The sequence below is a fragment of the Enterobacter sp. ODB01 genome, assembly GCF_001623605.1.
GTDB lineage: Bacteria > Pseudomonadota > Gammaproteobacteria > Enterobacterales > Enterobacteriaceae > Enterobacter > Enterobacter kobei.
Map to the genome: position 1 here is coordinate 2171666 of NZ_CP015227.1, position 23491 is coordinate 2195156.

General features: G+C 54.1%; 19 protein-coding genes and 5 tRNA genes. 23 read left to right on the forward strand and 1 reads right to left on the reverse strand.

Annotated elements, in window-relative coordinates; all coding sequences use genetic code 11:
* Nucleotides 1-226 precede the first annotated feature (226 nt).
* From sucA to sucD, 4 genes are all read left to right on the forward strand, one after another.
* The gene (sucA, locus tag A4308_RS10355) at nucleotides 227-3034 is read left to right on the forward strand and encodes a 2-oxoglutarate dehydrogenase E1 component (RefSeq protein ID WP_045281595.1); all 2808 of its coding nucleotides are present in this window, start codon (nucleotides 227-229) and stop codon (nucleotides 3032-3034) included.
* A gap of 14 nt (nucleotides 3035-3048) precedes the next feature.
* Nucleotides 3049-4272 (forward strand): 2-oxoglutarate dehydrogenase complex dihydrolipoyllysine-residue succinyltransferase, encoded by a 1224-nt coding sequence (odhB, locus tag A4308_RS10360; RefSeq protein WP_014883039.1) that lies wholly within the window; start codon nucleotides 3049-3051, stop codon nucleotides 4270-4272.
* 83 nt (nucleotides 4273-4355) lie between these two features.
* Nucleotides 4356-5522, forward strand: a complete 1167-nt coding sequence (gene sucC / locus A4308_RS10365) for an ADP-forming succinate--CoA ligase subunit beta (RefSeq protein ID WP_006809579.1) — start codon at nucleotides 4356-4358, stop codon at nucleotides 5520-5522.
* Complete coding sequence (gene sucD, locus A4308_RS10370) at nucleotides 5522-6391, forward strand: succinate--CoA ligase subunit alpha (RefSeq protein ID WP_008501094.1); 870 nt, start codon at nucleotides 5522-5524, stop codon at nucleotides 6389-6391. Before sucC ends, sucD begins: the two co-directional genes overlap by 1 nt.
* 83 nt (nucleotides 6392-6474) lie before the next feature.
* Here sucD and A4308_RS10375 read toward each other — a convergent pair whose 3' ends face one another.
* Nucleotides 6475-7191 (reverse strand): GntR family transcriptional regulator, encoded by a 717-nt coding sequence (locus A4308_RS10375; RefSeq protein WP_045134254.1) that lies wholly within the window; start codon nucleotides 7189-7191, stop codon nucleotides 6475-6477.
* A gap of 171 nt (nucleotides 7192-7362) precedes the next feature.
* Between A4308_RS10375 and mngA the strand changes: the two genes are divergently transcribed.
* The 19 genes from mngA to nadA all read left to right on the forward strand — a co-directional run bounded on the left by mngA (nucleotide 7363) and on the right by nadA (nucleotide 23479).
* Nucleotides 7363-9279 carry a PTS 2-O-a-mannosyl-D-glycerate transporter subunit IIABC gene (gene mngA / locus A4308_RS10380; RefSeq protein ID WP_045134253.1) on the forward strand — a complete coding sequence of 639 codons (1917 nt, stop codon included), beginning with the start codon at nucleotides 7363-7365 and terminating at the stop codon, nucleotides 9277-9279.
* Nucleotides 9280-9302: 23 nt separating this feature from the next.
* Nucleotides 9303-11933: a mannosylglycerate hydrolase gene (mngB, locus tag A4308_RS10385; RefSeq protein WP_045134252.1), complete on the forward strand. Its 2631-nt coding sequence runs from the start codon at nucleotides 9303-9305 to the stop codon at nucleotides 11931-11933.
* Nucleotides 11934-12605: 672 nt separating this feature from the next.
* Nucleotides 12606-14174, forward strand: a complete 1569-nt coding sequence (cydA, locus tag A4308_RS10390) for a cytochrome ubiquinol oxidase subunit I (RefSeq protein WP_014883043.1) — start codon at nucleotides 12606-12608, stop codon at nucleotides 14172-14174.
* A gap of 15 nt (nucleotides 14175-14189) precedes the next feature.
* Nucleotides 14190-15329 (forward strand): cytochrome d ubiquinol oxidase subunit II, encoded by a 1140-nt coding sequence (cydB, locus tag A4308_RS10395; protein WP_014883044.1) that lies wholly within the window; start codon nucleotides 14190-14192, stop codon nucleotides 15327-15329.
* 14 nt (nucleotides 15330-15343) lie between these two features.
* Nucleotides 15344-15457, forward strand: a complete 114-nt coding sequence (cydX, locus tag A4308_RS10400; protein WP_003858598.1) for a cytochrome bd-I oxidase subunit CydX — start codon at nucleotides 15344-15346, stop codon at nucleotides 15455-15457.
* The gene (gene ybgE / locus A4308_RS10405) at nucleotides 15457-15747 is read left to right on the forward strand and encodes a cyd operon protein YbgE (RefSeq protein ID WP_010428735.1); all 291 of its coding nucleotides are present in this window, start codon (nucleotides 15457-15459) and stop codon (nucleotides 15745-15747) included. Before cydX ends, ybgE begins: the two co-directional genes overlap by 1 nt.
* A 148-nt stretch (nucleotides 15748-15895) precedes the next feature.
* Nucleotides 15896-16300: a tol-pal system-associated acyl-CoA thioesterase gene (gene ybgC, locus A4308_RS10410; protein WP_003858593.1), complete on the forward strand. Its 405-nt coding sequence runs from the start codon at nucleotides 15896-15898 to the stop codon at nucleotides 16298-16300.
* Nucleotides 16297-16989, forward strand: a complete 693-nt coding sequence (tolQ, locus tag A4308_RS10415; RefSeq protein WP_008501101.1) for a Tol-Pal system protein TolQ — start codon at nucleotides 16297-16299, stop codon at nucleotides 16987-16989. Before ybgC ends, tolQ begins: the two co-directional genes overlap by 4 nt.
* A 3-nt stretch (nucleotides 16990-16992) precedes the next feature.
* A complete protein-coding gene (gene tolR / locus A4308_RS10420; protein ID WP_003858589.1) occupies nucleotides 16993-17421 on the forward strand; it encodes a colicin uptake protein TolR in 429 nt (142 codons plus the stop codon).
* Nucleotides 17422-17449: 28 nt separating this feature from the next.
* Nucleotides 17450-18718, forward strand: a complete 1269-nt coding sequence (tolA, locus tag A4308_RS10425; protein ID WP_045281592.1) for a cell envelope integrity protein TolA — start codon at nucleotides 17450-17452, stop codon at nucleotides 18716-18718.
* Between the two features lie 130 nt (nucleotides 18719-18848).
* Entirely contained in the window at nucleotides 18849-20141 is a 1293-nt protein-coding gene (tolB, locus tag A4308_RS10430) for a Tol-Pal system beta propeller repeat protein TolB (protein ID WP_013097529.1), read from the forward strand.
* Between the two features lie 35 nt (nucleotides 20142-20176).
* Nucleotides 20177-20698: a peptidoglycan-associated lipoprotein Pal gene (gene pal, locus A4308_RS10435; protein ID WP_003858578.1), complete on the forward strand. Its 522-nt coding sequence runs from the start codon at nucleotides 20177-20179 to the stop codon at nucleotides 20696-20698.
* A 9-nt stretch (nucleotides 20699-20707) separates the two neighbouring features.
* A complete protein-coding gene (gene cpoB, locus A4308_RS10440) occupies nucleotides 20708-21505 on the forward strand; it encodes a cell division protein CpoB (protein ID WP_023332428.1) in 798 nt (265 codons plus the stop codon).
* Nucleotides 21506-21666: 161 nt separating this feature from the next.
* A tRNA-Lys gene (locus tag A4308_RS10445) sits at nucleotides 21667-21742 on the forward strand.
* A 26-nt stretch (nucleotides 21743-21768) separates the two neighbouring features.
* Nucleotides 21769-21844 (forward strand) — tRNA-Val (locus tag A4308_RS10450).
* Between the two features lie 3 nt (nucleotides 21845-21847).
* A tRNA-Lys gene (locus tag A4308_RS10455) sits at nucleotides 21848-21923 on the forward strand.
* A gap of 146 nt (nucleotides 21924-22069) precedes the next feature.
* Nucleotides 22070-22145: transfer RNA gene (locus A4308_RS10465), tRNA-Lys, on the forward strand.
* A 23-nt stretch (nucleotides 22146-22168) separates the two neighbouring features.
* Nucleotides 22169-22244, forward strand: a tRNA-Lys gene (locus A4308_RS10470).
* Between the two features lie 191 nt (nucleotides 22245-22435).
* Entirely contained in the window at nucleotides 22436-23479 is a 1044-nt protein-coding gene (nadA, locus tag A4308_RS10475; RefSeq protein ID WP_032637167.1) for a quinolinate synthase NadA, read from the forward strand.
* Nucleotides 23480-23491 lie beyond the last annotated feature (12 nt).

Sequence of the window (23491 nt, forward strand, 5' to 3'; positions counted from 1 at the left end):
GATGGCGCTGCGCTTATCCGGCCTACGTAACAGTAGGCCCGGTAAGCGTAGCGCCACCGGGAAAATTGCAGAAACCTTTAAAAACTGCCCTGAAGTTTAGACAGTTTCTAAAGGTTCCTTCGCGGGCCAAATGAAAAGAGCTCGCAGGTGAACCCCGGCACGTACACGTGGTGTGCGTGGTAGTTTCTACGGCGAAAGTAAGCATAAAAATGCTTAAGGGATCACGATGCAGAACGGCGCAATGAAAGCCTGGCTGGACTCTTCTTTCCTTTCTGGTGCGAACCAGAGCTGGATTGAACAGCTCTATGAAGACTTCTTAACCGATCCTGACTCAGTGGACGCAAACTGGCGTTCCATGTTCCAGCAGTTGCCTGGCACAGGGGTCAAACCGGATCAATTCCATTCCAAAACACGTGATTATTTCCGTCGTCTGGCGAAGGATGCCTCACGTTACTCTTCTGCGATTTCCGACCCTGACACCAATGCGAAGCAGGTTAAAGTCCTGCAGCTTATCAACGCTTATCGCTTCCGTGGTCACCAGCATGCGAATCTCGATCCGCTGGGACTGTGGCAGCAAGAACGTGTGGCCGATCTCGATCCGGCGTATCACGATCTGACCGAGGCCGATTTCCAGGAAAGCTTTAACGTAGGTTCTTTTGCCATCGGCAAAGACACGATGAAGCTGGGCGAACTCATTGATGCGCTCAAGCAAACCTACTGCGGTTCCATCGGCGCGGAATACATGCACATTACCTCTACCGAAGAGAAACGCTGGATCCAGCAGCGCATCGAATCCGTAGCGGGCCATGCGAATTTCTCAGCAGACGAGAAAAAACGTTTCCTTGGCGAACTGACTGCAGCAGAGGGTCTTGAGCGCTATCTGGGCGCGAAATTCCCGGGCGCAAAGCGCTTCTCGCTGGAAGGCGGCGACGCGCTAGTGCCGATGCTGAAAGAGCTGATTCGTCATGCAGGCAAGAGCGGTACCCGTGAAGTGGTACTGGGCATGGCGCACCGTGGTCGTCTGAACGTCCTGGTCAACGTGCTGGGTAAAAAACCGCAGGACCTGTTCGACGAATTTGCGGGCAAACATAAAGAGCACCTCGGCACCGGCGACGTGAAGTACCACATGGGCTTCTCGTCTGATATCGAAACCGAAGGCGGTCTGGTTCACCTGGCGCTGGCGTTTAACCCGTCACACCTGGAGATCGTCAGCCCGGTGGTTATCGGTTCCGTGCGTGCGCGTCTGGATCGTCTGGACGAGCCAAGCAGCAACAAAGTGCTGCCAATCACCATTCACGGTGATGCGGCGGTAACCGGGCAGGGCGTGGTTCAGGAAACCCTGAACATGTCGAAAGCGCGTGGTTATGAAGTGGGCGGTACCGTTCGCATCGTGATCAACAACCAGGTGGGCTTCACCACCTCTAACCCGCTGGATGCCCGCTCTACACCATATTGCACCGACATCGGTAAAATGGTTCAGGCGCCGATCTTCCACGTGAACGCGGACGATCCGGAAGCTGTCGCTTTCGTTACCCGTCTGGCGCTGGACTTCCGTAATACCTTCAAACGCGATGTGTTCATTGACCTCTTCTGCTACCGCCGTCACGGCCACAACGAAGCGGATGAGCCAAGTGCAACCCAGCCGCTGATGTATCAGAAAATCAAAAAACACCCGACGCCACGCAAAATCTATGCTGACAAGCTGGAAAGCGAAAAAGTGGCGACGCTGGAAGATGCGACCGAACTGGTCAACCTCTACCGCGATGCGCTGGATGCGGGTGAATGCGTAGTGAAAGAGCTGCGTCCGATGAACATGCACTCCTTTACCTGGTCGCCGTACCTCAACCACGAGTGGGATGAGAGCTACCCGAACAAGGTTGAGATGAAGCGTCTGCAGGAGCTGGCTAAACGCATCAGCACCGTACCAGACGCTATCGAGATGCAGTCTCGCGTGGCGAAAATCTATTCTGACCGTCAATCCATGGCTGCAGGTGAGAAGCTGTTTGACTGGGGTGGCGCGGAAACGCTGGCTTATGCAACGCTGGTTGACGAAGGCATTCCCGTGCGTCTGTCCGGCGAAGATGCGGGCCGTGGTACCTTCTTCCACCGTCACGCTGTGGTTCACAATCAGTCTAACGGTTCAACCTATACTCCACTGCAGCACGTCCACAACGGTCAGGGTCAGTTCAAAGTCTGGGACTCCGTACTGTCTGAAGAAGCGGTACTGGCCTTCGAATACGGCTACGCCACCGCTGAACCACGCACCCTGACCATCTGGGAAGCGCAGTTCGGTGACTTCGCCAACGGTGCGCAGGTCGTTATCGACCAGTTCATCTCCTCCGGCGAGCAGAAGTGGGGCCGCATGTGTGGTCTGGTCATGCTGCTGCCGCACGGTTATGAAGGTCAGGGTCCGGAGCACTCCTCCGCGCGTCTGGAACGCTATCTGCAACTTTGCGCTGAGCAGAACATGCAGGTTTGCGTGCCGTCCACTCCGGCTCAGGTCTACCACATGCTGCGTCGTCAGGCACTGCGCGGTATGCGCCGTCCGCTGGTGGTCATGTCTCCGAAATCCCTGCTGCGCCATCCGCTGGCGGTATCCAGCCTGGATGAGCTGGCAAACGGCACCTTCCTGCCAGCCATCGGTGAGATTGACGAGCTGGATCCGCAGGCCGTGAAGCGTGTGGTGATGTGTTCTGGTAAGGTTTATTACGACCTGCTGGAACAGCGCCGTAAGAACGATCAGAAAGATGTCGCCATCGTGCGTATCGAACAGCTTTATCCGTTCCCGCATCAGGCGATGCAGGAAGTGCTGAAACCTTACGCTCACGTTCATGATTTTGTCTGGTGCCAGGAAGAGCCGCTTAACCAGGGCGCATGGTACTGCAGCCAGCATCATTTCCGTGAAGTGATTCCATTTGGGTCCGCTCTGCGTTACGCAGGTCGCCCGGCCTCCGCCTCTCCGGCGGTAGGGTATATGTCCGTTCACCAGAAGCAGCAACAAGATCTGGTCAATGACGCGCTGAACGTCGATTAATTAAAGGATACATAATGAGTAGCGTAGATATTCTTGTTCCCGACCTGCCTGAATCTGTAGCAGATGCGACCGTCGCTACCTGGCACAAAAAACCAGGCGATGCCGTTAAGCGCGATGAAGTGCTGGTAGAAATCGAAACTGACAAAGTGGTACTGGAAGTACCGGCTTCGGCGGATGGCGTACTGGACGCGGTGCTGGAAGATGAAGGTACGACCGTCACCTCTCGTCAGATCCTGGGTCGCCTGCGTGAAGGCAACAGCGCGGGTAAAGAGTCCAGCGCCAAGTCTGAAGAGAAAGCCTCTACGCCGGCTCAGCGCCAGCAGGCTTCTCTGGAAGAACAGTCTAACGACGCCCTCAGCCCGGCGATCCGTCGCCTGCTGGCTGAACATAGCCTTGACCCGGCTGCCATCAAAGGCACCGGTGTGGGTGGCCGTCTGACGCGTGAAGACATCGACAAGCACCTGGCGAAAGCACCTGCTCAGGCAGAAGCGAAAGCCCCTGCGGCAGCGCCAGCAGCAGCTCAGCCTGCTCTGGGTGCCCGTAGCGAAAAACGCGTCCCAATGACGCGCCTGCGTAAGCGCGTGGCCGAGCGTCTGCTGGAAGCGAAAAACTCCACCGCGATGCTGACCACCTTCAACGAAGTGAACATGAAGCCAATCATGGACCTGCGTAAGCAGTACGGTGACGCGTTTGAAAAACGTCACGGTATCCGTCTGGGCTTTATGTCCTTCTACGTGAAGGCTGTCGTTGAAGCGCTGAAACGCTACCCGGAAGTGAACGCGTCCATCGATGGCGATGACGTGGTTTACCACAACTATTTCGACGTCAGCATGGCGGTTTCTACCCCACGTGGTCTGGTCACCCCGGTTCTGCGTGATGTGGATACCCTGGGTATGGCTGACATCGAGAAAAATATCAAAGAGCTGGCTGTTAAAGGCCGCGACGGCAAGCTGACCGTAGACGACCTGACCGGCGGTAACTTCACCATTACCAACGGCGGCGTATTCGGCTCGCTGATGTCTACCCCGATCATTAACCCGCCGCAGAGCGCGATCCTGGGTATGCATGCCATTAAAGATCGTCCGATGGCGGTAGACGGTAAAGTTGAGATCCTGCCAATGATGTACCTGGCGCTCTCTTACGATCACCGCCTGATCGACGGCCGCGAGTCCGTGGGCTTCCTGGTTGCCATTAAAGAGCTGCTGGAAGATCCAACGCGTCTGCTGCTGGACGTCTAGTTTTGCAGTCTTGCCCGGCGGCGTATGGCTGCCGGGCCACTAAAAGCACTACCTAACGATTACCTGAAGGATGGATAGAACACATGAACTTACATGAATATCAGGCCAAACAGCTGTTTGCCCGGTATGGCTTACCGGCTCCGGTGGGTTATGCCTGTACTACCCCGCGTGAAGCAGAAGAAGCCGCATCTAAAATCGGTTCCGGCCCGTGGGTAGTTAAATGTCAGGTTCACGCTGGTGGCCGTGGTAAAGCGGGCGGTGTGAAGGTTGTTAAGAGCAAAGAAGAGATTCGTGCGTTTGCTGAACATTGGCTCGGCAAACGTCTGGTGACCTACCAGACAGATGCGAACGGCCAGCCGGTTAACCAGATCCTGGTTGAAGCTGCGACGGATATCGCTAAAGAGCTGTACCTGGGCGCGGTTGTTGACCGTAGCTCCCGTCGCGTGGTGTTCATGGCGTCTACCGAAGGCGGCGTGGAAATCGAAAAAGTGGCGGAAGAAACCCCACATCTGATCCACAAAGTGGCGATCGATCCGCTGGCAGGCCCAATGCCTTACCAGGGTCGCGAGCTGGCGTTCAAACTGGGTCTGGAAGGCAAGCTGGTTCAGCAGTTCACCAAGATCTTCATGGGTCTGGCGACTATCTTCCTGGAGCGCGACCTGGCGCTGATCGAGATTAACCCGCTGGTGATCACCACCCAGGGCGATCTGATCTGCCTCGACGGCAAACTGGGTGCTGACGGCAACGCGCTGTTCCGCCAGCCGGATCTGCGCGAAATGCGCGACCAGTCTCAGGAAGACCCTCGTGAAGCACAGGCTGCACAGTGGGAGCTGAACTACGTGGCGCTGGACGGCAACATCGGCTGTATGGTCAACGGTGCGGGCCTGGCAATGGGCACCATGGACATCGTTAAGCTGCACGGTGGTGAGCCAGCGAACTTCCTCGACGTGGGCGGTGGCGCAACCAAAGAGCGCGTGACCGAAGCGTTCAAAATCATCCTCTCTGACGACAATGTTAAAGCGGTTCTGGTTAACATCTTCGGCGGCATCGTTCGTTGCGACCTGATCGCCGACGGTATCATTGGTGCGGTAGAAGAAGTGGGTGTTAACGTTCCGGTGGTTGTACGTCTGGAAGGTAACAACGCTGAACTCGGCGCGAAAAAACTGGCTGACAGCGGCCTGAATATTATTGCAGCGAAAAGTCTGACGGATGCAGCTCAGCAGGTTGTTGCCGCAGTGGAGGGGAAATAATGTCAGTTTTAATTAATAAAGATACCAAGGTTATCTGCCAGGGCTTCACCGGTAGCCAGGGGACTTTCCACTCCGAACAGGCGATTGCCTACGGCACGCAGATGGTTGGCGGCGTCACGCCAGGTAAAGGTGGCACCACGCACCTGGGCCTGCCGGTGTTCAACACCGTGCGTGAAGCCGTAGAAGCGACGGGCGCAACCGCGACCGTTATTTACGTTCCGGCACCGTTCTGCAAAGATTCCATTCTGGAAGCGATCGACGCGGGCATCAAACTGATCATCACCATCACTGAAGGTATCCCGACGCTGGATATGCTGACCGTGAAAGTGAAGCTGGATGAAGCCGGCGTGCGCATGATCGGCCCGAACTGCCCGGGTGTTATCACGCCAGGCGAATGCAAAATCGGCATCATGCCGGGTCATATTCACAAGCCGGGCAAAGTAGGCATCGTGTCCCGTTCCGGTACCCTGACCTATGAAGCCGTTAAGCAGACCACCGATTACGGCTTCGGCCAGTCCACCTGTGTGGGCATCGGCGGTGACCCGATCCCGGGCTCTAACTTCATCGACATCCTGAAACTGTTCCAGGAAGATCCACAGACCGAAGCGATCGTGATGATTGGTGAGATCGGTGGTAGCGCGGAAGAAGAAGCGGCTGCTTACATCAAAGAACACGTGACCAAGCCGGTTGTCGGTTACATCGCGGGTGTGACCGCGCCGAAAGGCAAGCGTATGGGTCACGCAGGGGCGATCATCGCCGGTGGTAAAGGTACGGCTGACGAGAAATTCGCAGCGCTCGAAGCCGCAGGCGTGAAAACCGTTCGCAGCCTGGCGGATATCGGCGAAGCACTGAAATCCATCATTAAGTAAGTCCTCTCTGCTCCCCGACAGGGGAGCGTTGAAGTAAAAAAATGTCCGTTTCGACATGGTTGGCCGCTGAAAAGCGGCCTTTTTTATTGCCTGCGTTTGGCAACGAGCGTGAACTTGTAATCGTCGGTATTGAAGACGTTGCGACTGTATTCAAATACCCGTCCGTCCTTCAGGAAACCGCGGGAGGCTTTTTCCAGGATCGGTTTGGCCGGATCGAGCGCCAGCGCGGCGATCGCCTCCTCTGATGGCATGATCGGCACCAGCTCCTGCTCGCTGCGATCGATAACCATCTTTTTGATCTGCTCGATGTAGTGGTATTTCGAATTTTCCATTACGTCCCAGGTGAGGTCGGGAAACATTGCCAGCGGCATCCATGTCTCTTCCAGGTTAACCGGCTTCTGCTTGATGAAGCGTACGCGCTTCACGTGCCAGACTTTATCCTCCGGATTGATGGCCAGCGTTGCCGCAAGCCGCTCATCGGCTTTCACCACTTCAAAAATTTTAACATCACTGTGCGTATCGACGTTTCGGTCAGCCAGCTTTTCGTAAAAACCGGTGAGCTGGTAGATATCGTAATTTACGCGTTCCTCTTTTACATAAGAGCCGCTGCCCTGAATGCTTTCGATAATCTGCTCATCAGCCAGCAGTTTCAGGGCCTGCCGGACGGTGACACGGCTAACGCTGAACGTCTCCTGAAGGCTGGACTCCGTCGGGAGCGCGTCACCGGGTTTTAACTCCCCGGCGTTAATTTTCTCGCGAAACGCATCGGCTATCTGCCGGTACATCGGTTTATTACCCATTTGATTGCGCCTGCTTAATACCTTTTCAGGGAATTATGCATTCAACTGATGATTTGTAAATAATACAAATAAAATACAAATTGGCTTATTAGTGAAAGTGATCACATACATGTATTATAAGGTCTGCCAGAATCCATCCCAGACAATAACGATCTAAATGTGAGGATCACTATGAACCTGACGACCCTGACCGATCCGCGTGCAGTCTGCGTTCAGGCGCGGTTTTCCTGCCGGGATGAGGCAATCCGTCAGCTTGCGACACGTCTGGTGGCGCTGGGCAAAATCGCTGATGCCGATGCTTTTCTTAAAGAAGTTTTCCATCGGGAATCGCTTGGCCCCACCGCCCTGGGCGAAGGGCTGGCGGTGCCCCACGGTAAATCAGCCGTCGTGAAAGAAGCGGCCTTCGCCGTGGCAACGCTGCGCGAACCGCTGGAGTGGGAAGGCGTGGACGGACCGGAAGAGGTTGAGCTGATTTTTCTTCTCGCCATTCCTCCTGCCGAAGCGGGGTCGACACATATTCAGGTACTGACGGAACTGACGTCTCGCCTGGCGGATGACGATCTCCGGGCGCGCGTGATGGCAGCCACCACGGCGGAAGATGTGCTTGCTGCCCTGGAAGCGACCCCTGAAGCGCAAGAGGCCGCCGTTGCGGTGAATGCCCCGACGATCGTTTGCGTTACCGCCTGTCCGGCTGGAATTGCGCATACCTATATGGCTGCGGAATACCTGGAAAAAGCGGGACGCAGGCTGGGCGTCAACGTGGTGGTCGAAAAGCAGGGGGCGAACGGCATTGAGGGGCGCATCACTGCGCAGCAGTTGAAGGAGGCGAAAGCATGCATTTTTGCCGCAGACGTGGCGATCAAAGAGCGTGAGCGTTTTCAGGGGATCCCCGCGATTTCCGTCCCCGTTGCGGAGCCCCTGCGCCATGCTGAAGCGCTAATTGAGCGCGCGCTGGCGCTACGGCCTTCATCCGATGCGGGTCATGAGTATGTCGATACCGAAACGAAAACGGGCGTAAAAAGTGAGCTCAAACAGGCGCTCCTCAGCGGGATCTCCTTTGCGGTGCCGCTGATCGTCGCTGGCGGTACGGTGCTGGCTGTGTCGGTACTGCTGGCGCAAATCCTGGGCTTGCAGCACTTGTTCGACCAGGAAAACTCGTGGCTGTGGATGTACCGCAAGCTTGGCGGCGGCATGCTCGGAATTTTGATGGTTCCCGTTCTGGCCGCGTATACCGCTTACTCGCTGGCGGATAAACCCGCCCTGACACCGGGATTTGCTGCTGGTCTTGCTGCCAATATGATCGGCTCCGGTTTTCTGGGGGCTATCGTGGGCGGCCTGATCGCGGGTTACCTGATGCGCTGGGTGAAAAATCACATCCGCCTGAGTAGCCGCTATAACGGCTTTTTAACCTTTTATCTCTATCCGGTCATTGGCGTGCTGGGGGCGGGTAGCCTGATGCTGTTTGTGATCGGCGAACCGGTGGCCTGGCTTAATAACACGCTCACCGTCTGGCTTAATGGTCTGTCCGGTGCGAATGCGCTGCTCCTGGGGGCGATCCTCGGCTTTATGTGTTCATTTGATTTGGGCGGGCCGGTCAACAAAGCCTCTTACGCGTTTTGCCTGGGCGCGATGGCGAACGGCGTATACGGTCCCTATGCCATCTTTGCCTCCGTCAAAATGGTCTCGGCCTTTACCGTGACGGCGTCAACGATGCTGGCTCCGGGACTGTTTAAACCGTTTGAAATTGAAACCGGTAAATCAACGTGGCTGCTCGGACTCGCGGGCATTACCGAAGGGGCGATTCCGATGGCGATAGAAGATCCCCTTCGCGTCATTGGCTCCTTTGTGCTCGGCTCCATGGTAACCGGCGCGATTGTTGGGGCGATGGGGATCGGGCTGTCTACCCCGGGGGCGGGTATTTTCTCCCTCTTTTTACTTCACGACGCAGGGCTGACCGGTGTGGTTGCCGCAGCGGGCTGGTTTGGCGCGGCGCTGCTGGGGGCCGCTATCTCCACGTTTGTTCTGCTGCTCTGGCGACGCCAGGCGGTAAAAAAGGGCAAATACGTCACTGAAGACGCCATACGGTAAAAACTCACACACAGGAAACGAAGATGAAAGCTGTATCTCGCGTTCATATCACACCGCATATGCACTGGGACCGTGAGTGGTATTTCACCACCGAAGAGTCACGTATTCTTCTGGTCAATAATATGGAAGAGATCCTGACCCGCCTGGAGCAGGATGACGAGTATAAATATTACGTCCTTGATGGGCAGACGGCGGTGCTGGAGGATTATTTTGCCGTCGTGCCTGAAAACCGCGCGCGCGTGAAGGCCCTGGTCGAGCGCGGAAAACTGATTATCGGCCCCTGGTATACCCAGACTGATACCACCCTCGTCAGCGGCGAGTCGATCGTCCGCAACCTTATGTATGGCATTCGCGACTGTATGGCGTTCGGCGAGCCGATGAAAATCGGCTATCTGCCGGATTCATTTGGTATGTCCGGTCAGCTTCCGCATATTTATAACGGGTTTGGCATAACGCGGACCATGTTCTGGCGCGGCTGCTCGGAACGACACGGAACCGATAAAACGGAATTTCTCTGGCAGAGCCAGGACGGCAGCGAAGTGACGGCACAGGTGCTGCCGCTGGGCTACGCGATTGGTAAGTACTTACCGGAGGACGAAGCGGGGCTGCGAAAGCGGCTCGACAGCTATCTCGAGGTGCTGGAAAGCGCCTCCGTCACCAAAGAGATTTTGCTGCCCAACGGTCACGATCAGATGCCGCTGCAGCAGAATATTTTTGCAGTAATGGACAAGCTGCGAGAAATCTATCCCCAGCGTCAGTTTGTGATGAGTCGGTTCGAAGAGGTATTTGACCACATCGATGCGCACCGCGATGAACTGGCGACGGTAAAAGGGGAGTTTATCGACGGGAAATACATGCGCGTTCACCGGACAATCGGCTCTACGCGCATGGACATCAAAATCGCCCATGCGCGTATTGAGAACAAAATTGTCAATATCCTCGAGCCGCTGGCGACCCTTGCCTGGACGCTGGGCTTCGATTACCACCACGGTCTGCTGGAGAAAATGTGGAAAGAGATCCTCAAAAACCACGCTCACGACAGCATCGGTTGCTGCTGCAGCGACAAAGTGCATCGTGAGATTGTCTCCCGCTTCGAACTGGCTGAAGACATGGCAGACAACCTGGTGCGTTTCTATATGCGCAAGATTGTCGACAACATGCAGCAAAGCGATGCCGATAAGCTGGTGATGTTCAACCTGATGCCCTGGCCGCGTGAAGAGGTGATGAACACCACCATCCGACTGCGTGCCAGCCAGTTCCGTCTGCGGGATGATAAAGGCAATGAGATTCCGTATTTCATTCGCAGCGCACGCGAACTCGACCCCGGTCTCATCGACCGACAGATTGTCCATTACGGCAATTACGAACCGTTTATGGAGTTTGATATTCAGCTCAGCCAGATACTGCCGTCGATGGGGTACCGTACGTTGTTTATCGAACCGAACGTGGCCGGGAAGCAGCGCCCAGAGGTGAAAAACACAGAATCCTTACTTGAAAATGCGTTCTGGCAGGTTGATTTCAATGAAGACGGCACGCTGCGCCTGCGTGACAAAGAAACCGGGCTGATTTATGACCGCGTACTGGAAATCGAAGAGAGTTCGGATGATGGCGATGAGTACGACTACTCGCCTGCCCGGGAAGAGTGGAGGCTCACTTCAGCACAGGGCGAGCATCAGGTTGAGGTGACGCATGAAGGCTGGCAGAGCAGGGCGGTGATCCGTCATCGGATCGCTGTTCCGGCTAATCTGGCCGAACGCACGGCACGTCAGAGGAACGGTTCTCTCAGCGCTGAGTTTGAAATAACGCTTAGCCACAACAGCAGACGCATTGATGTGGCGGTTCGTCTGGACAATCAGGCTGACGACCACCGCGTTCGCGTGCTGATCCCAACGCCGTTTACAACCCTGGAGGTGTTAGCGGATACGCAGTTTGGTACGGTCACGCGTGCTGCGCAGGATCCCGCCATGCAAAACTGGCAGGAGGAGGGCTGGAAAGAAGCGCCGGTTCCCGTCTGGAACTTACTCAATTACGCCGTCCTGCAGGAGAAACGAAACGGGCTGGCGCTGTTCACCGAGGGACTGCGCGAATTTGAAGTGGTGGGCGAGGATAAAAAAGCCTTTGCCGTAACCTTGTTGCGTGGCGTGGGGCTACTCGGCAAAGAAGATTTGCTGTTGCGTCCCGGCAGACCATCAGGGATCAAACTGCCCGTTCCTGACTCCCAGGTTCGGGGCGCGCTAAGCTGTCGCTTTAGTCTCTTCAGTTTCAGCGGTACGCCGGAAAATGCGGGTGTCGCGCAGCAGGCTAAATCGTGGTTAACGCCTGTACAGTGCTACAACAAAATTCCCTGGGATGCCATGAAACTGAACCGCGCACCGTTTACCACGCCGGAAAGTTACAGTTTGTTAGCGCTTTCGCCAACGGGATGTGTGCTCAGTGCTCTCAAAAAGGCGGAAGATCGTGATGAGCTTATTCTTCGTCTGTTTAACCCGTCAGCGTCCAGCGCATGTGATGCGACGTTATCTGTGAATCCGACGGTGAAACGGTGCTGCGAAACGGACATGAATGAACAGGTGTTAGCGCAGCATGAAGGCGAGGGCATTGCCGGGGTATTCAGGCCTGGACAGTCACGCACCTTTAGCGTGCTTGTCGGCTGAAAACAGTGATAAAAAGGCTGCAGCGTTAGCGGCCTTTTTTCATTGAATAGTCACACCGTGGTGTTAACTTATGGGGTGATAAAGGTAAATTAAATGTAATTTCTAAGAGTTGAAGAAAAGCAATGGAAAAATAATCTGGCTCGACTACGCTTTATTGTTGGTCGCGCTTGAAAAGGACAATTTCTCTCGCGTTAATAAAAATCACTTCTGTTTATATTTTTTCCTTCTTCGATAACCTATCACATCCTTGCATGTACATATCGTTAACATGGTTTTTACCATTCTCACCGCGTTTAAACATGATTAACATTGCTGCTTGTTTTTGATTTAAATCAATGTTTAATCCTTGGAAAAAGGCGTTGAAAAGCGCTAAATTGTTCCCGATCAAAATGGCCGAAAAGTGGTAATTTTGCTATAAATTGATCGCCGTCGAAAAACGTAAATGTGATTCAATAAAAACCTGTTTATTGTAAGGGTTTTGCAGCGTATTATATTTGCGGGATCAATTTGAGTTTTTTATTAACCTATTTGTAACCTGACGTCATCGTTTTTATCCTTCTTCAGGGTAATAACGACGACCAGGATGCGAATAATTTGTATTGGGGCATGCGTGTGGATCTCTTCTGACGGGGTTCACTCTCGGAGTCTTCATGCGATGAGCAAGGAGTCATAATGTTAGACGTAGTCGAACTGTCGCGCTTACAGTTTGCCTTGACCGCGATGTACCACTTCCTGTTTGTGCCGCTGACGCTCGGTATGGCGTTCCTGCTGGCCATTATGGAAACGGTTTACGTCCTCTCCGGCAAACAGATTTATAAAGATATGACCAAGTTCTGGGGCAAGTTGTTTGGTATCAACTTCGCACTGGGCGTGGCCACCGGTCTGACCATGGAGTTCCAGTTCGGGACTAACTGGTCATACTATTCCCACTATGTAGGGGACATCTTCGGTGCGCCGCTGGCCATTGAAGGTCTGATGGCCTTCTTCCTCGAATCCACCTTTGTAGGTCTGTTCTTCTTCGGCTGGGACCGTCTGGGTAAAGTCCAGCATATGGCCGTCACCTGGCTGGTGGCATTAGGTTCGAACCTGTCCGCGCTGTGGATCCTGGTGGCGAACGGCTGGATGCAGAACCCCATCGCGTCTGATTTCAACTTCGAGACCATGCGTATGGAGATGGTCAGCTTTGCCGAGCTGGTCCTGAACCCGGTTGCACAGGTGAAATTCGTTCACACCGTGGCTTCTGGTTACGTGTGCGGCGCGATGTTCATTCTGGGCATCAGCTCTTACTACATGCTGCGCGGTCGTGACTTCGCCTTTGCTAAGCGCTCCTTTGCTATCGCTGCAAGCTTCGGTATGGCTGCCATCCTCTCTGTTATCGTTCTGGGTGATGAATCCGGTTACGAAATGGGTGACGTGCAGAAAACCAAACTGGCTGCAATCGAAGCTGAATGGGAAACTCAACCCGCGCCTGCTGCCTTTACGCTGTTCGGTATTCCCGATCAGGACGCGCAGGAAAACCGCTTCGCGATTCAGATCCCTTACGCGCTGGGTATCATCGCCACCCGTTCTGTTGATAAGCAGGTCACTGGTCTGAAAGAGCTGATGGTTCAGCACGAAGAGCGTATCCGTAACGGTATGAAAGCCTACTCGCTGCTGGAACAGCTGCGTGCCGGTTCGACCGATCAGGCGGTACGTGACCAGTTCAACGACGTGAAGAAAGATCTGGGTTACGGTCTGCTGCTGAAACGCTATACCCCGAACGTTTCTGATGCGACGGAAGCGCAGATCCAGATGGCGACCAAAGACTCCATTCCGCGTGTTGCGCCACTGTACTTCGCATTCCGTATCATGGTGGGCTGCGGCATCATCATGCTGCTGATCATTGCGGCTTCCTTCTGGTCCGTCATTCGTAACCGCATCGGCGAGAAAAAATGGCTGCTGCGCACGGCGCTGTACGGTATTCCACTGCCGTGGATCGCTATCGAATCCGGCTGGTTTGTTGCGGAGTATGGCCGTCAGCCATGGGCCATTGGTGAGGTACTGCCAACGGCGGTAGCGAACTCTTCCCTGACTGCAGGCGACCTGATCTTCTCCATGCTGCTGATTTGCGGTCTGTACACCCTGTTCCTGGTGGCTGAACTGTTCCTGATGTTCAAGTTCGCGCGCCTTGGCCCAAGCAGCCTGAAAACCGGTCGCTATCACTACGAGCAGTCCACTGCGACTACTCAGCCGGCACGCTAAGACAGGAGTCATCAAATGATCGATTATGAAGTATTGCGTTTTATCTGGTGGCTGCTGATTGGCGTTCTGCTGATCGGTTTCGCTGTCACCGATGGTTTCGACATGGGGGTGGGGATGCTCACTCGTTTCCTCGGTCGTAATGACACCGAGCGTCGAATCATGATCAACTCCATCGCCCCGCACTGGGACGGTAACCAGGTGTGGCTGATCACCGCAGGCGGCGCGCTGTTTGCTGCCTGGCCGATGGTCTACGCGGCTGCGTTCTCCGGCTTCTATGTGGCGATGATTCTGGTGCTGGCCTCTTTATTCTTCCGTCCGGTCGGTTTCGACTACCGTTCCAAGATTGAAGACACCCGCTGGCGCAACATGTGGGACTGGGGCATCTTCATTGGTAGCTTCGTTCCACCGCTGGTGATCGGCGTGGCGTTCGGTAACCTGTTGCAGGGTGTACCGTTCCACCTGGACGAATACATGCGTCTTTACTACACCGGTAACTTCTTCCAGTTGCTGAATCCGTTTGGTCTGCTGGCGGGTGTGGTGAGCGTGGCGATGATCATCACGCAGGGCGCAACATACCTGCAGATGCGTACGGTGGGTGAACTGCACCTGCGTTCCCGTGCGACGGCTCAGGTTGCTGCACTGGTGACGCTGGTCTGCTTCGCACTGGCAGGCGTATGGGTGGTGTACGGTATTGATGGTTATGTCGTGACGTCTGCAATCAACCATACGGCACCGTCTAACCCGCTGACCAAAGAAGTGGCGCGTCAGGCTGGCGCATGGCTGGTGAACTTCAATAACATGCCTGCACTGTGGGCGATCCCGGCTCTGGGTGTACTGCTGCCTCTGCTGACCATGCTGACGTCTCGTCTGGAGAAAGGCGCGCTGGCGTTCCTGTTCTCCTCGCTGACCCTGGCGTGCATCATCCTGACGGCGGGTATTGCCATGTTCCCATTCGTCATGCCATCCAGCACCATGCTGAATGCTAGCCTGACCATGTGGGATGCAACCTCCAGCCATATGACGCTGAACTTAATGACTTACGTTGCTTGCGTGTTCGTTCCGATTGTTCTGGCTTACACCATCTGGTGTTACTGGAAAATGTTCGGTCGTATCACCAAAGAACATATCGAAAGCAACACCCACTCTATGTACTAAGTAAGGAGCTGAATATGTGGTATTTCGCATGGATTTTAGGGACGCTTCTTGCCTGTGCTTTTGGTGTCATCACCGCCCTGGCGCTTGAGCATGTTGAAGCGACGAAAGCGGGTGAAGAAAAACACTGATGAATATTATCGCGACGCTTTACGCGGTAATGGATAAGCGCCCGTTACGGGCGCTTTCTTTAGTGATGGCATTACTGCTGGCAGGCTGCATCTTCTGGGACCCGTCGCGTTTCGCGGCAAAAACCAGCGAACTGGAAATCTGGCATGGCTTCCTCATTATGTGGGCAGTGTGTGCTGGGGTGATCCACGGCGTGGGCTTTCGTCCGAAAGCGGTACACTGGCAGGGCATTTTCTGCCCGCTGATTGCCGATCTGGTTCTCCTCGCCGGTTTGATTTTCTTCTTCTTCTGAATAAGAAATGTCCTATAACGATATGGGCTTACCCGAGCCCATAAAAATTTACTCTCCGTTTACTTTCTCCCATTCCAAACCATCTTTCCCGCGCGTATAGTAGCGAAGTTTGAAAGCTCCAACTTTTCTTGTATTACTGGGATGTAAAGTGAATACAACGCTGTTTCGATGGCCGGTTCGTGTCTATTACGAAGATACCGATGCCGGTGGTGTGGTTTACCACGCCAGCTACGTTGCTTTTTATGAACGGGCACGCACAGAGATGCTGCGCCATCATCACTTTAGTCAACAGGTGCTGTTGGCTGAGCGAGTTGCCTTCGTGGTACGCAAGATGACGCTTGAGTATTTTGCGCCTGCCAGACTCGACGACATGCTCGAAGTCCAAACTGAAATTACATCAATGCGCGGGACCTCACTGGTTTTCACGCAGCGGATAGTCAACGCAGAGAACACCGTACTGAACTCAGCTGAAGTACTGATTGTTTGTGTTGATCCAACCATAATGAAGCCTCGTGCGCTTCCTAAGTCTATTGTCGCGGAGTTTAAGCAGTGACTGACATGAATATCCTTGATTTGTTCCTGAAGGCAAGCCTTCTGGTTAAACTTATCATGTTGATTTTGATTGGTTTTTCAATCGCATCCTGGGCCATCATCATCCAGAGAACGCGTATCCTCAATGCTGCTGGCCGTGAAGCGGAAGCGTTTGAAGATAAGTTCTGGTCGGGTATTGAGCTTTCTCGCCTGTATCAGGAGAGCCAGGGGCGCCGTGAAAACCTGACCGGCTCCGAACAAATTTTCTATAGCGGCTTCAAAGAGTTTGCTCGCCTGCATCGCGCAAATAACCATGCGCCGGAAGCGGTTGTGGAAGGCGCTTCTCGTGCGATGCGTATCTCCATGAACCGTGAGCTGGAAAATCTTGAAACGCACATTCCTTTCCTCGGTACTGTCGGCTCCATCAGCCCGTATATCGGCCTGTTTGGTACAGTATGGGGGATCATGCACGCCTTTATCGCGCTGGGTGCGGTGAAGCAGGCGACGTTGCAGATGGTTGCACCGGGTATCGCTGAAGCACTGATTGCGACCGCTATCGGTCTGTTTGCGGCAATCCCGGCGGTAATGGCTTACAACCGCCTGAACCAGCGCGTGAACAAACTGGAACTGAACTACGACAACTTTATGGAAGAGTTCACTGCGATTCTGCACCGTCAGGCGTTTACCAGCACCGAGAGCAACAAGGGGTAAACCATGGCCAGATCGCGTGGACGAGGTCGTCGCGAGCTCAAGTCCGAAATCAATATCGTTCCACTGCTGGACGTCCTGTTGGTACTGCTGCTGATCTTCATGGCAACAGCGCCAATCATAACCCAGAGCGTGGAGGTGGATCTGCCGGATGCGACAGAATCACAGGCGGTGAGCACCAATGACGATCCTCCGGTCATCATTGAAGTTTCCGGCGTAGGGCAGTACAGCGTGGTGGTAGAAAAAGATCGTATGGATCAGCTTCCACCGGAGCAGGTGATAGCTGAGGCGCAGCGTCGCCTGGAGTCAAATCCGAAAACGGTCTTCTTAATCGGTGGCGCGAAAGACGTACCCTACGATGAAATTATTAAAGCGCTGAACTTGCTACATAGTGCGGGTGTTAAGTCAGTTGGCTTAATGACTCAACCTATTTGATCATCCGCGTAGTTTTTGGGAACCGATAGTGTCAAAGGCAACCGAACAGAACGACAAGCTTAAGCGAGCGATAATCGTCTCCGCAGTACTGCACGTGATTCTTTTTGCAGCGCTGATCTGGAGTTCGTTCGATGAGCATATTGATGCATCAGGCGGCGGTGGAGGGTCTTCCATCGATGCCGTTATGGTGGATCCCGGTGCGGTAGTGCAAAACTATAATCGCCAACAGCAGCAGAAGGCGAGTGCAAAACGGGCTGAAGAACAGCGTGAAAAACAGGCGCAACAGCAAGCGGAAGAGCTGCGTGAAAAGCAGGCCGCGGAGCAGGAACGTCTGAAGCAGCTTGAGAAAGAACGTTTGCAGGCGCAGGAAGCGGCGAAAGAGCAGGCGGAACAGCAAAAGCAAGCTGAAGAGGCCGCGAAAAAAGCGCAGGAGCAGCAAAAGCAGGCGGAAGAAGCGGCCGCTAAAGCCGCAGCGGATGCCAAAGCGAAGGCTGATGCCCAGGCAAAATTAGCGGCTGAAGCAGCGAAGAAAGCGGCTGCCGATGCCCAGAAAAAAGCTGAAGCCGAAGCCGCGAAGAAAGCCGCTGCTGATGCTCAGAAGAAAGCCGAAGCCGAAGCGGCGAAGAAAGCGGCTGCTGACGCTCAGAAGAAAGCTGAAGCCGAAGCGGCGAAGAAAGCCGCTCAGGAAGCAGAGAAGAAAGCAGCGGCTGACGCTGCGAAGAAAGCGGCTGCTGCCGAGAAGGCCGCGGCTGAAAAAGCGGCTGCGGCTGAAAAAGCTGCTGCTGATAAAAAAGCGGCTGCCGAGAAAGCTGCAGCAGATAAAAAAGCGGCTGCCGAAAAGAAAGCTGCGGCTGAAAAAGCCGCTGCCAAAAAGGCCGCTGCAGATAAAGCGGCTGCGGCTGCCGGCGTCGACGATTTGCTGGGCGACCTGAGTTCAGGTAAGAACGCACCAAAAGCGGGTGGCGGGGCGAAAGGGAACGGTCAGCCGTCTAAAGACAGCGGGACCTCCGGCGCCAACGGCGGGGCAACGGGTGCAGATATCAGCGCTTATGCGAAGCAGATTCAGGTGGCGATCCAAAGCCGTCTGTTTGATGCGGGCCTGTATCAGGGCAAACAGTGCGTGCTGCATATCAATCTTGCCCCAGATGGACGGTTGAAAAGCGTCACTTCTGAAGGGGGCGATCCTGCGCTTTGTCAGGCAGCGTTAGCCGCAGCAAGATCGGCGAACATTCCTAAACCGCCGAGTGAGGCTGTTTACGATAAGATAAAAGATGCCAAACTAGACTTTAAGCTGTGATCGTCTTTCCTTTGGGAAGTATAGAAAACCGACTATTGTCATAGCCAGGATCGTGTAGTTTTGTCTATTTGAGTTTGTTAACATTCTGCTAAATTATCGTGGGTAAGGTTACCCGGATAAGGGAGATATGATGAAGCAGGCATTACGTGTAGCATTTAGTTTTTTAATGCTGTGGGCAGCTGTGCTGCACGCAGAAGTACGTATCGAGATCACCCAGGGGGTGGACTCGGCACGCCCAATCGGTGTTGTTCCGTTCCAGTGGGCCGGTCCTGGCGCTGCACCTGAAGATGCCGGTGGCATCGTGGCGGCTGACCTGCGTAACAGCGGTAAATTCAACCCGTTAGATCGTTCTCGTCTGCCTCAGCAGCCGGGCAGCGCACAGGAAGTACAGCCTGCTGCATGGTCTGCGCTGGGTATTGATGCGGTCGTTGTGGGTCAGGTTACCCCTAACCCGGACGGCTCTTACAACGTGGCCTGGCAGCTGGTAGATACCGGCGGTGCACCGGGTACCGTTCTGGCACAGAACTCTTACAAGGTCACTAAACAGTACCTGCGCTACGCGGCTCACGCGGCCAGCGATGCGGTATTCGAAAAACTGACCGGCATTAAAGGTGCGTTCCGTACCCGTATTGCTTATGTGGTGCAGACCAACGGCGGTCAGTTCCCGTATGAGCTGCGCGTCTCTGACTACGACGGCTACAACCAGTTCCTGGTGAAACGTTCTTCCCAGCCGCTGATGTCTCCAGCCTGGTCTCCGGACGGTTCTAAACTGGCATACGTGACTTTCGAGAGCGGTCGTTCTGCGCTGGTTATCCAGACGCTGGCTAACGGTGCTGTGCGTCAGGTAGCGTCGTTCCCACGTCACAACGGTGCGCCTTCCTTCTCTCCGGACGGCTCTAAACTGGCCTTTGCGCTGTCTAAAACCGGTAGCCTGAACCTGTATGTGATGGATATTGGCTCTGGCCAGATCCGCCAGGTGACCGATGGTCGCAGCAACAACACCGAACCTTCATGGTTCCCGGACAGTCAAAACCTGGCGTTTACCTCTGACCAGGCTGGCCGTCCACAAATCTATAAAGTAAACATCAACGGCGGTGCTCCGCAGCGTATTACCTGGGAAGGTTCGCAGAACCAGAACGCAGACGTGAGCAGCGACGGTAAATTCATGGTAATGGTCAGCTCCAACGGTGGGCAGCAGCACATTGCCAAACAAGATCTGGTAGCGGGTGGCGTTCAAGTTCTGTCGTCAACGTTCCTGGATGAAACGCCAAGTCTGGCACCTAACGGCACTATGGTAATCTACAGCTCTTCTCAGGGGATGGGATCTGTGCTGAATCTGGTTTCTACAGATGGGCGTTTCAAAGCGCGTATTCCGGCCACTGATGGACAGGTAAAATCACCTGCCTGGTCGCCGTATCTGTAAATAATAATTAATTGATTACTAAAGGAATCATAGAAATGCAACTGAACAAAGTGCTGAAGGGGCTGATGATCGCTCTGCCTGTAATGGCAATCGCAGCGTGTTCTTCTAACAAGAACGCAAGCAATGACCAGAGCGGCGAAGGCATGATGGGTGCCGGTACCGGTATGGACGCGAACGGCAATGGCAACATGTCTTCTGAAGAGCAGGCGCGTCTTCAGATGCAGCAGCTGCAGCAGAACAACATCGTTTACTTCGATCTGGATAAATACGACATCCGTTCTGACTTCGCTGCGATGCTGGATGCTCACGCTAACTTCCTGCGTAGCAACCCATCTTACAAAGTCACCGTAGAAGGTCACGCGGACGAACGTGGTACCCCAGAGTACAACATCTCCCTGGGTGAACGTCGTGCTAACGCTGTTAAAATGTACCTGCAGGGTAAAGGCGTTTCTGCTGATCAGATCTCCATCGTTTCTTACGGTAAAGAAAAACCTGCAGTACTGGGTCACGACGAAGCGGCTTACTCCAAAAACCGTCGTGCCGTACTGGTTTACTAAGAGAATGGCATGAGCAGTAACTTCAGACATCATCTGTTGAGTCTGTCGTTACTGGTTGGAATAGCGGCCCCCTGGGCCGCTTTTGCTCAGGCACCAATCAGTAGTGTCGGCTCAGGCTCGGTAGAAGACCGGGTCACTCAACTCGAGCGTATTTCTAACGCTCACAGTCAGCTTTTAACCCAACTCCAGCAACAACTTTCCGATAACCAAAACGATATTGACTCACTCCGCGGTCAGATTCAGGAAAGTCAGTATCAGCTTAACCAGGTTGTGGAACGTCAGAAGCAAATCTTGTTGCAGATAGATAGCCTGAGCAGCGGTGGTGGTGCAGCAGCACAACCCGCAGCAGGCGATCAGAGCGGAGCGGCGACATCCGCGCCCGCGCCGTCTGCGGATGCTTCCGCTTCCACAGGCGCGCCTGTACAGAGCGGTGACGCGAATACGGATTACAATGCGGCCATTGCCCTCGTGCAGGATCAATCTCGTCAGGACGACGCGATTGCTGCGTTTCAGAACTTTGTTAAGAAATACCCTGATTCAACCTACCAGCCAAATGCCAATTACTGGCTTGGTCAGTTGAATTACAACAAGGGTAAAAAGGATGATGCGGCGTTTTATTTTGCCTCCGTGGTGAAAAATTACCCAAAATCGCCGAAAGCGCCAGATGCGATGTATAAGGTTGGCGTGATCATGCAGGACAAAGGTGACACTGCGAAAGCCAAAGCGGTTTATCAGCAGGTGGTCGCCAAATTCCCTGGTACCGAAGGTGCCAAACAGGCGCAAAAACGTCTGAATTCGATGGGATGATTATCGCATGACCAGAAATCGCGTTATTTCTGGTCGTGCAGCATGATTCGTAAGCAGTTAAGTGATCTTCATCGAAATTTTTGTTGCGCAGAATTCTTAAATCAGTAATATATGCCGCCGTTGCCACGGGATATCAAACAACGTGAAAACAGCGTAAAAGTGGGTCGTTAGCTCAGTTGGTAGAGCAGTTGACTTTTAATCAATTGGTCGCAGGTTCGAATCCTGCACGACCCACCACTTAAGCAGTTCCGGTAGTACAGAGTGGGTGATTAGCTCAGTTGGTAGAGCATCTCCTTTACACGGAGGGGGTCGGCGGTTCGAGCCCGTCATAACCCACCACTCGGGTCGTTAGCTCAGTTGGTAGAGCAGTTGACTTTTAATCAATTGGTCGCAGGTTCGAATCCTGCACGACCCACCAATTTTAATGTCTTACTCAGATATTAAACGTGAAGGATAACGTTGCTTTAGCAACGGCCCGAAGGGCGAGGCGAAGCCGAGTCATCCTGCACGACCCACCACTTAAACGTGGTACCGAGTAAAAATCTTCGAAGTCAGCACCCGAATGGGTCGTTAGCTCAGTTGGTAGAGCAGTTGACTTTTAATCAATTGGTCGCAGGTTCGAATCCTGCACGACCCACCACTTCGAAGAAAAAATCCCGCAAGGGGTCGTTAGCTCAGTTGGTAGAGCAGTTGACTTTTAATCAATTGGTCGCAGGTTCGAATCCTGCACGACCCACCAATGTAGAAAGGCGCCCTAAAGGCGCCTTTTTGCTATCTGCAATTCTATAAATGCTCCACACCTCTATTCCCGGTGACTTTTCACTCCAGATTCGCTATCTTGTTTAGTATACAAAACACAATTGCCATGCGTTTTGCTATGTCAGGCAAAAGAAAGGCAATATTGTTAAGCCCGTAAAACGAGAAGCCATAATGAGTGTGATGTTTGATCCCGAAGCCGCCATCTATCCGTTTCCGCCAAAACCTGTTCCGCTAAGCCAGGACGAAAAACAGTTCTACCGCGAGAAGATCAAACGTCTTCTGAAAGAGCGAGACGCGGTGATGGTGGCGCATTACTACACCGACCCGGAAATCCAGCAACTGGCGGAAGAGACCGGGGGCTGCATCTCTGACTCTCTGGAGATGGCGCGCTTTGGCGCAAAACATCCTGCTTCCACGCTGCTTGTTGCTGGCGTGCGTTTTATGGGCGAAACGGCGAAAATTCTCAGCCCGGAAAAAACCATTTTGATGCCGACGCTGAATGCCGAGTGTTCGCTCGATCTTGGCTGCCCGATTGACGCGTTCACCGCCTTCTGCGACGCCCATCCTGACCGTACCGTGGTGGTTTATGCCAACACCTCCGCGGCGGTAAAAGCGCGGGCAGACTGGGTCGTGACCTCCAGCATCGCCGTTGAGCTGATTGAGCATCTGGACAGCCTGGGTGAGAAAATTATCTGGGCACCTGACCGACATCTCGGCAATTATGTTCAGAAGCAGACAGGCGCTGACGTCCTCTGCTGGCAGGGGGCCTGTATTGTGCACGACGAATTCAAAACCCAGGCGCTGGCACGCATGAAGGCGCTTTATCCTGACGCCGCCATTCTTGTTCACCCTGAATCCCCCCAGTCCATTGTCGACATGGCGGATGCCGTGGGTTCAACCAGCCAGCTTATCAACGCGGCCAGAACGCTGCCGCACAAGCAGCTCATCGTGGCGACCGATCGCGGTATCTTTTATAAGATGCAGCAGGCCGTGCCGGAGAAAGAGCTCCTTGAGGCCCCAACGGCAGGCGAGGGCGCGACGTGTCGCAGCTGCGCGCATTGCCCGTGGATGGCGATGAACGGTCTGAAAGCGATTGCCGAAGGGCTGGAGACGGGCGGCGCCGCGCATGAAATTCATGTCGATGCTGCGCTGCGCGAAGGTGCGTTAATTCCGCTTAACCGCATGCTGGATTTTGCGGCTACACTACGTACTTAATTCAAAACGTTC

Excerpts from the sequence above, each read along its gene's own strand:
- mngB (WP_045134252.1), top strand. The coding sequence starts at position 9,303 with ATGAAAGCTGTATCTCGCGTTCATATCACACCGCATATGCACTGGGAC.
- sucD (WP_008501094.1), top strand. The coding sequence starts at position 5,522 with ATGTCAGTTTTAATTAATAAAGATACCAAGGTTATCTGCCAGGGCTTC.
- cydB (WP_014883044.1), top strand. The coding sequence starts at position 14,190 with ATGATCGATTATGAAGTATTGCGTTTTATCTGGTGGCTGCTGATTGGC.
- sucC (WP_006809579.1), top strand. The coding sequence starts at position 4,356 with ATGAACTTACATGAATATCAGGCCAAACAGCTGTTTGCCCGGTATGGC.
- mngA (WP_045134253.1), top strand. The coding sequence starts at position 7,363 with ATGAACCTGACGACCCTGACCGATCCGCGTGCAGTCTGCGTTCAGGCG.
- cydX (WP_003858598.1), top strand. The coding sequence starts at position 15,344 with ATGTGGTATTTCGCATGGATTTTAGGGACGCTTCTTGCCTGTGCTTTT.
- sucA (WP_045281595.1), top strand. The coding sequence starts at position 227 with ATGCAGAACGGCGCAATGAAAGCCTGGCTGGACTCTTCTTTCCTTTCT.
- nadA (WP_032637167.1), top strand. The coding sequence starts at position 22,436 with ATGAGTGTGATGTTTGATCCCGAAGCCGCCATCTATCCGTTTCCGCCA.
- A4308_RS10375 (WP_045134254.1), bottom strand. The coding sequence starts at position 7,191 with ATGGGTAATAAACCGATGTACCGGCAGATAGCCGATGCGTTTCGCGAG.
- cydA (WP_014883043.1), top strand. The coding sequence starts at position 12,606 with ATGTTAGACGTAGTCGAACTGTCGCGCTTACAGTTTGCCTTGACCGCG.
- ybgE (WP_010428735.1), top strand. The coding sequence starts at position 15,457 with ATGAATATTATCGCGACGCTTTACGCGGTAATGGATAAGCGCCCGTTA.
- pal (WP_003858578.1), top strand. The coding sequence starts at position 20,177 with ATGCAACTGAACAAAGTGCTGAAGGGGCTGATGATCGCTCTGCCTGTA.
- odhB (WP_014883039.1), top strand. The coding sequence starts at position 3,049 with ATGAGTAGCGTAGATATTCTTGTTCCCGACCTGCCTGAATCTGTAGCA.
- tolR (WP_003858589.1), top strand. The coding sequence starts at position 16,993 with ATGGCCAGATCGCGTGGACGAGGTCGTCGCGAGCTCAAGTCCGAAATC.
- tolB (WP_013097529.1), top strand. The coding sequence starts at position 18,849 with ATGAAGCAGGCATTACGTGTAGCATTTAGTTTTTTAATGCTGTGGGCA.
- cpoB (WP_023332428.1), top strand. The coding sequence starts at position 20,708 with ATGAGCAGTAACTTCAGACATCATCTGTTGAGTCTGTCGTTACTGGTT.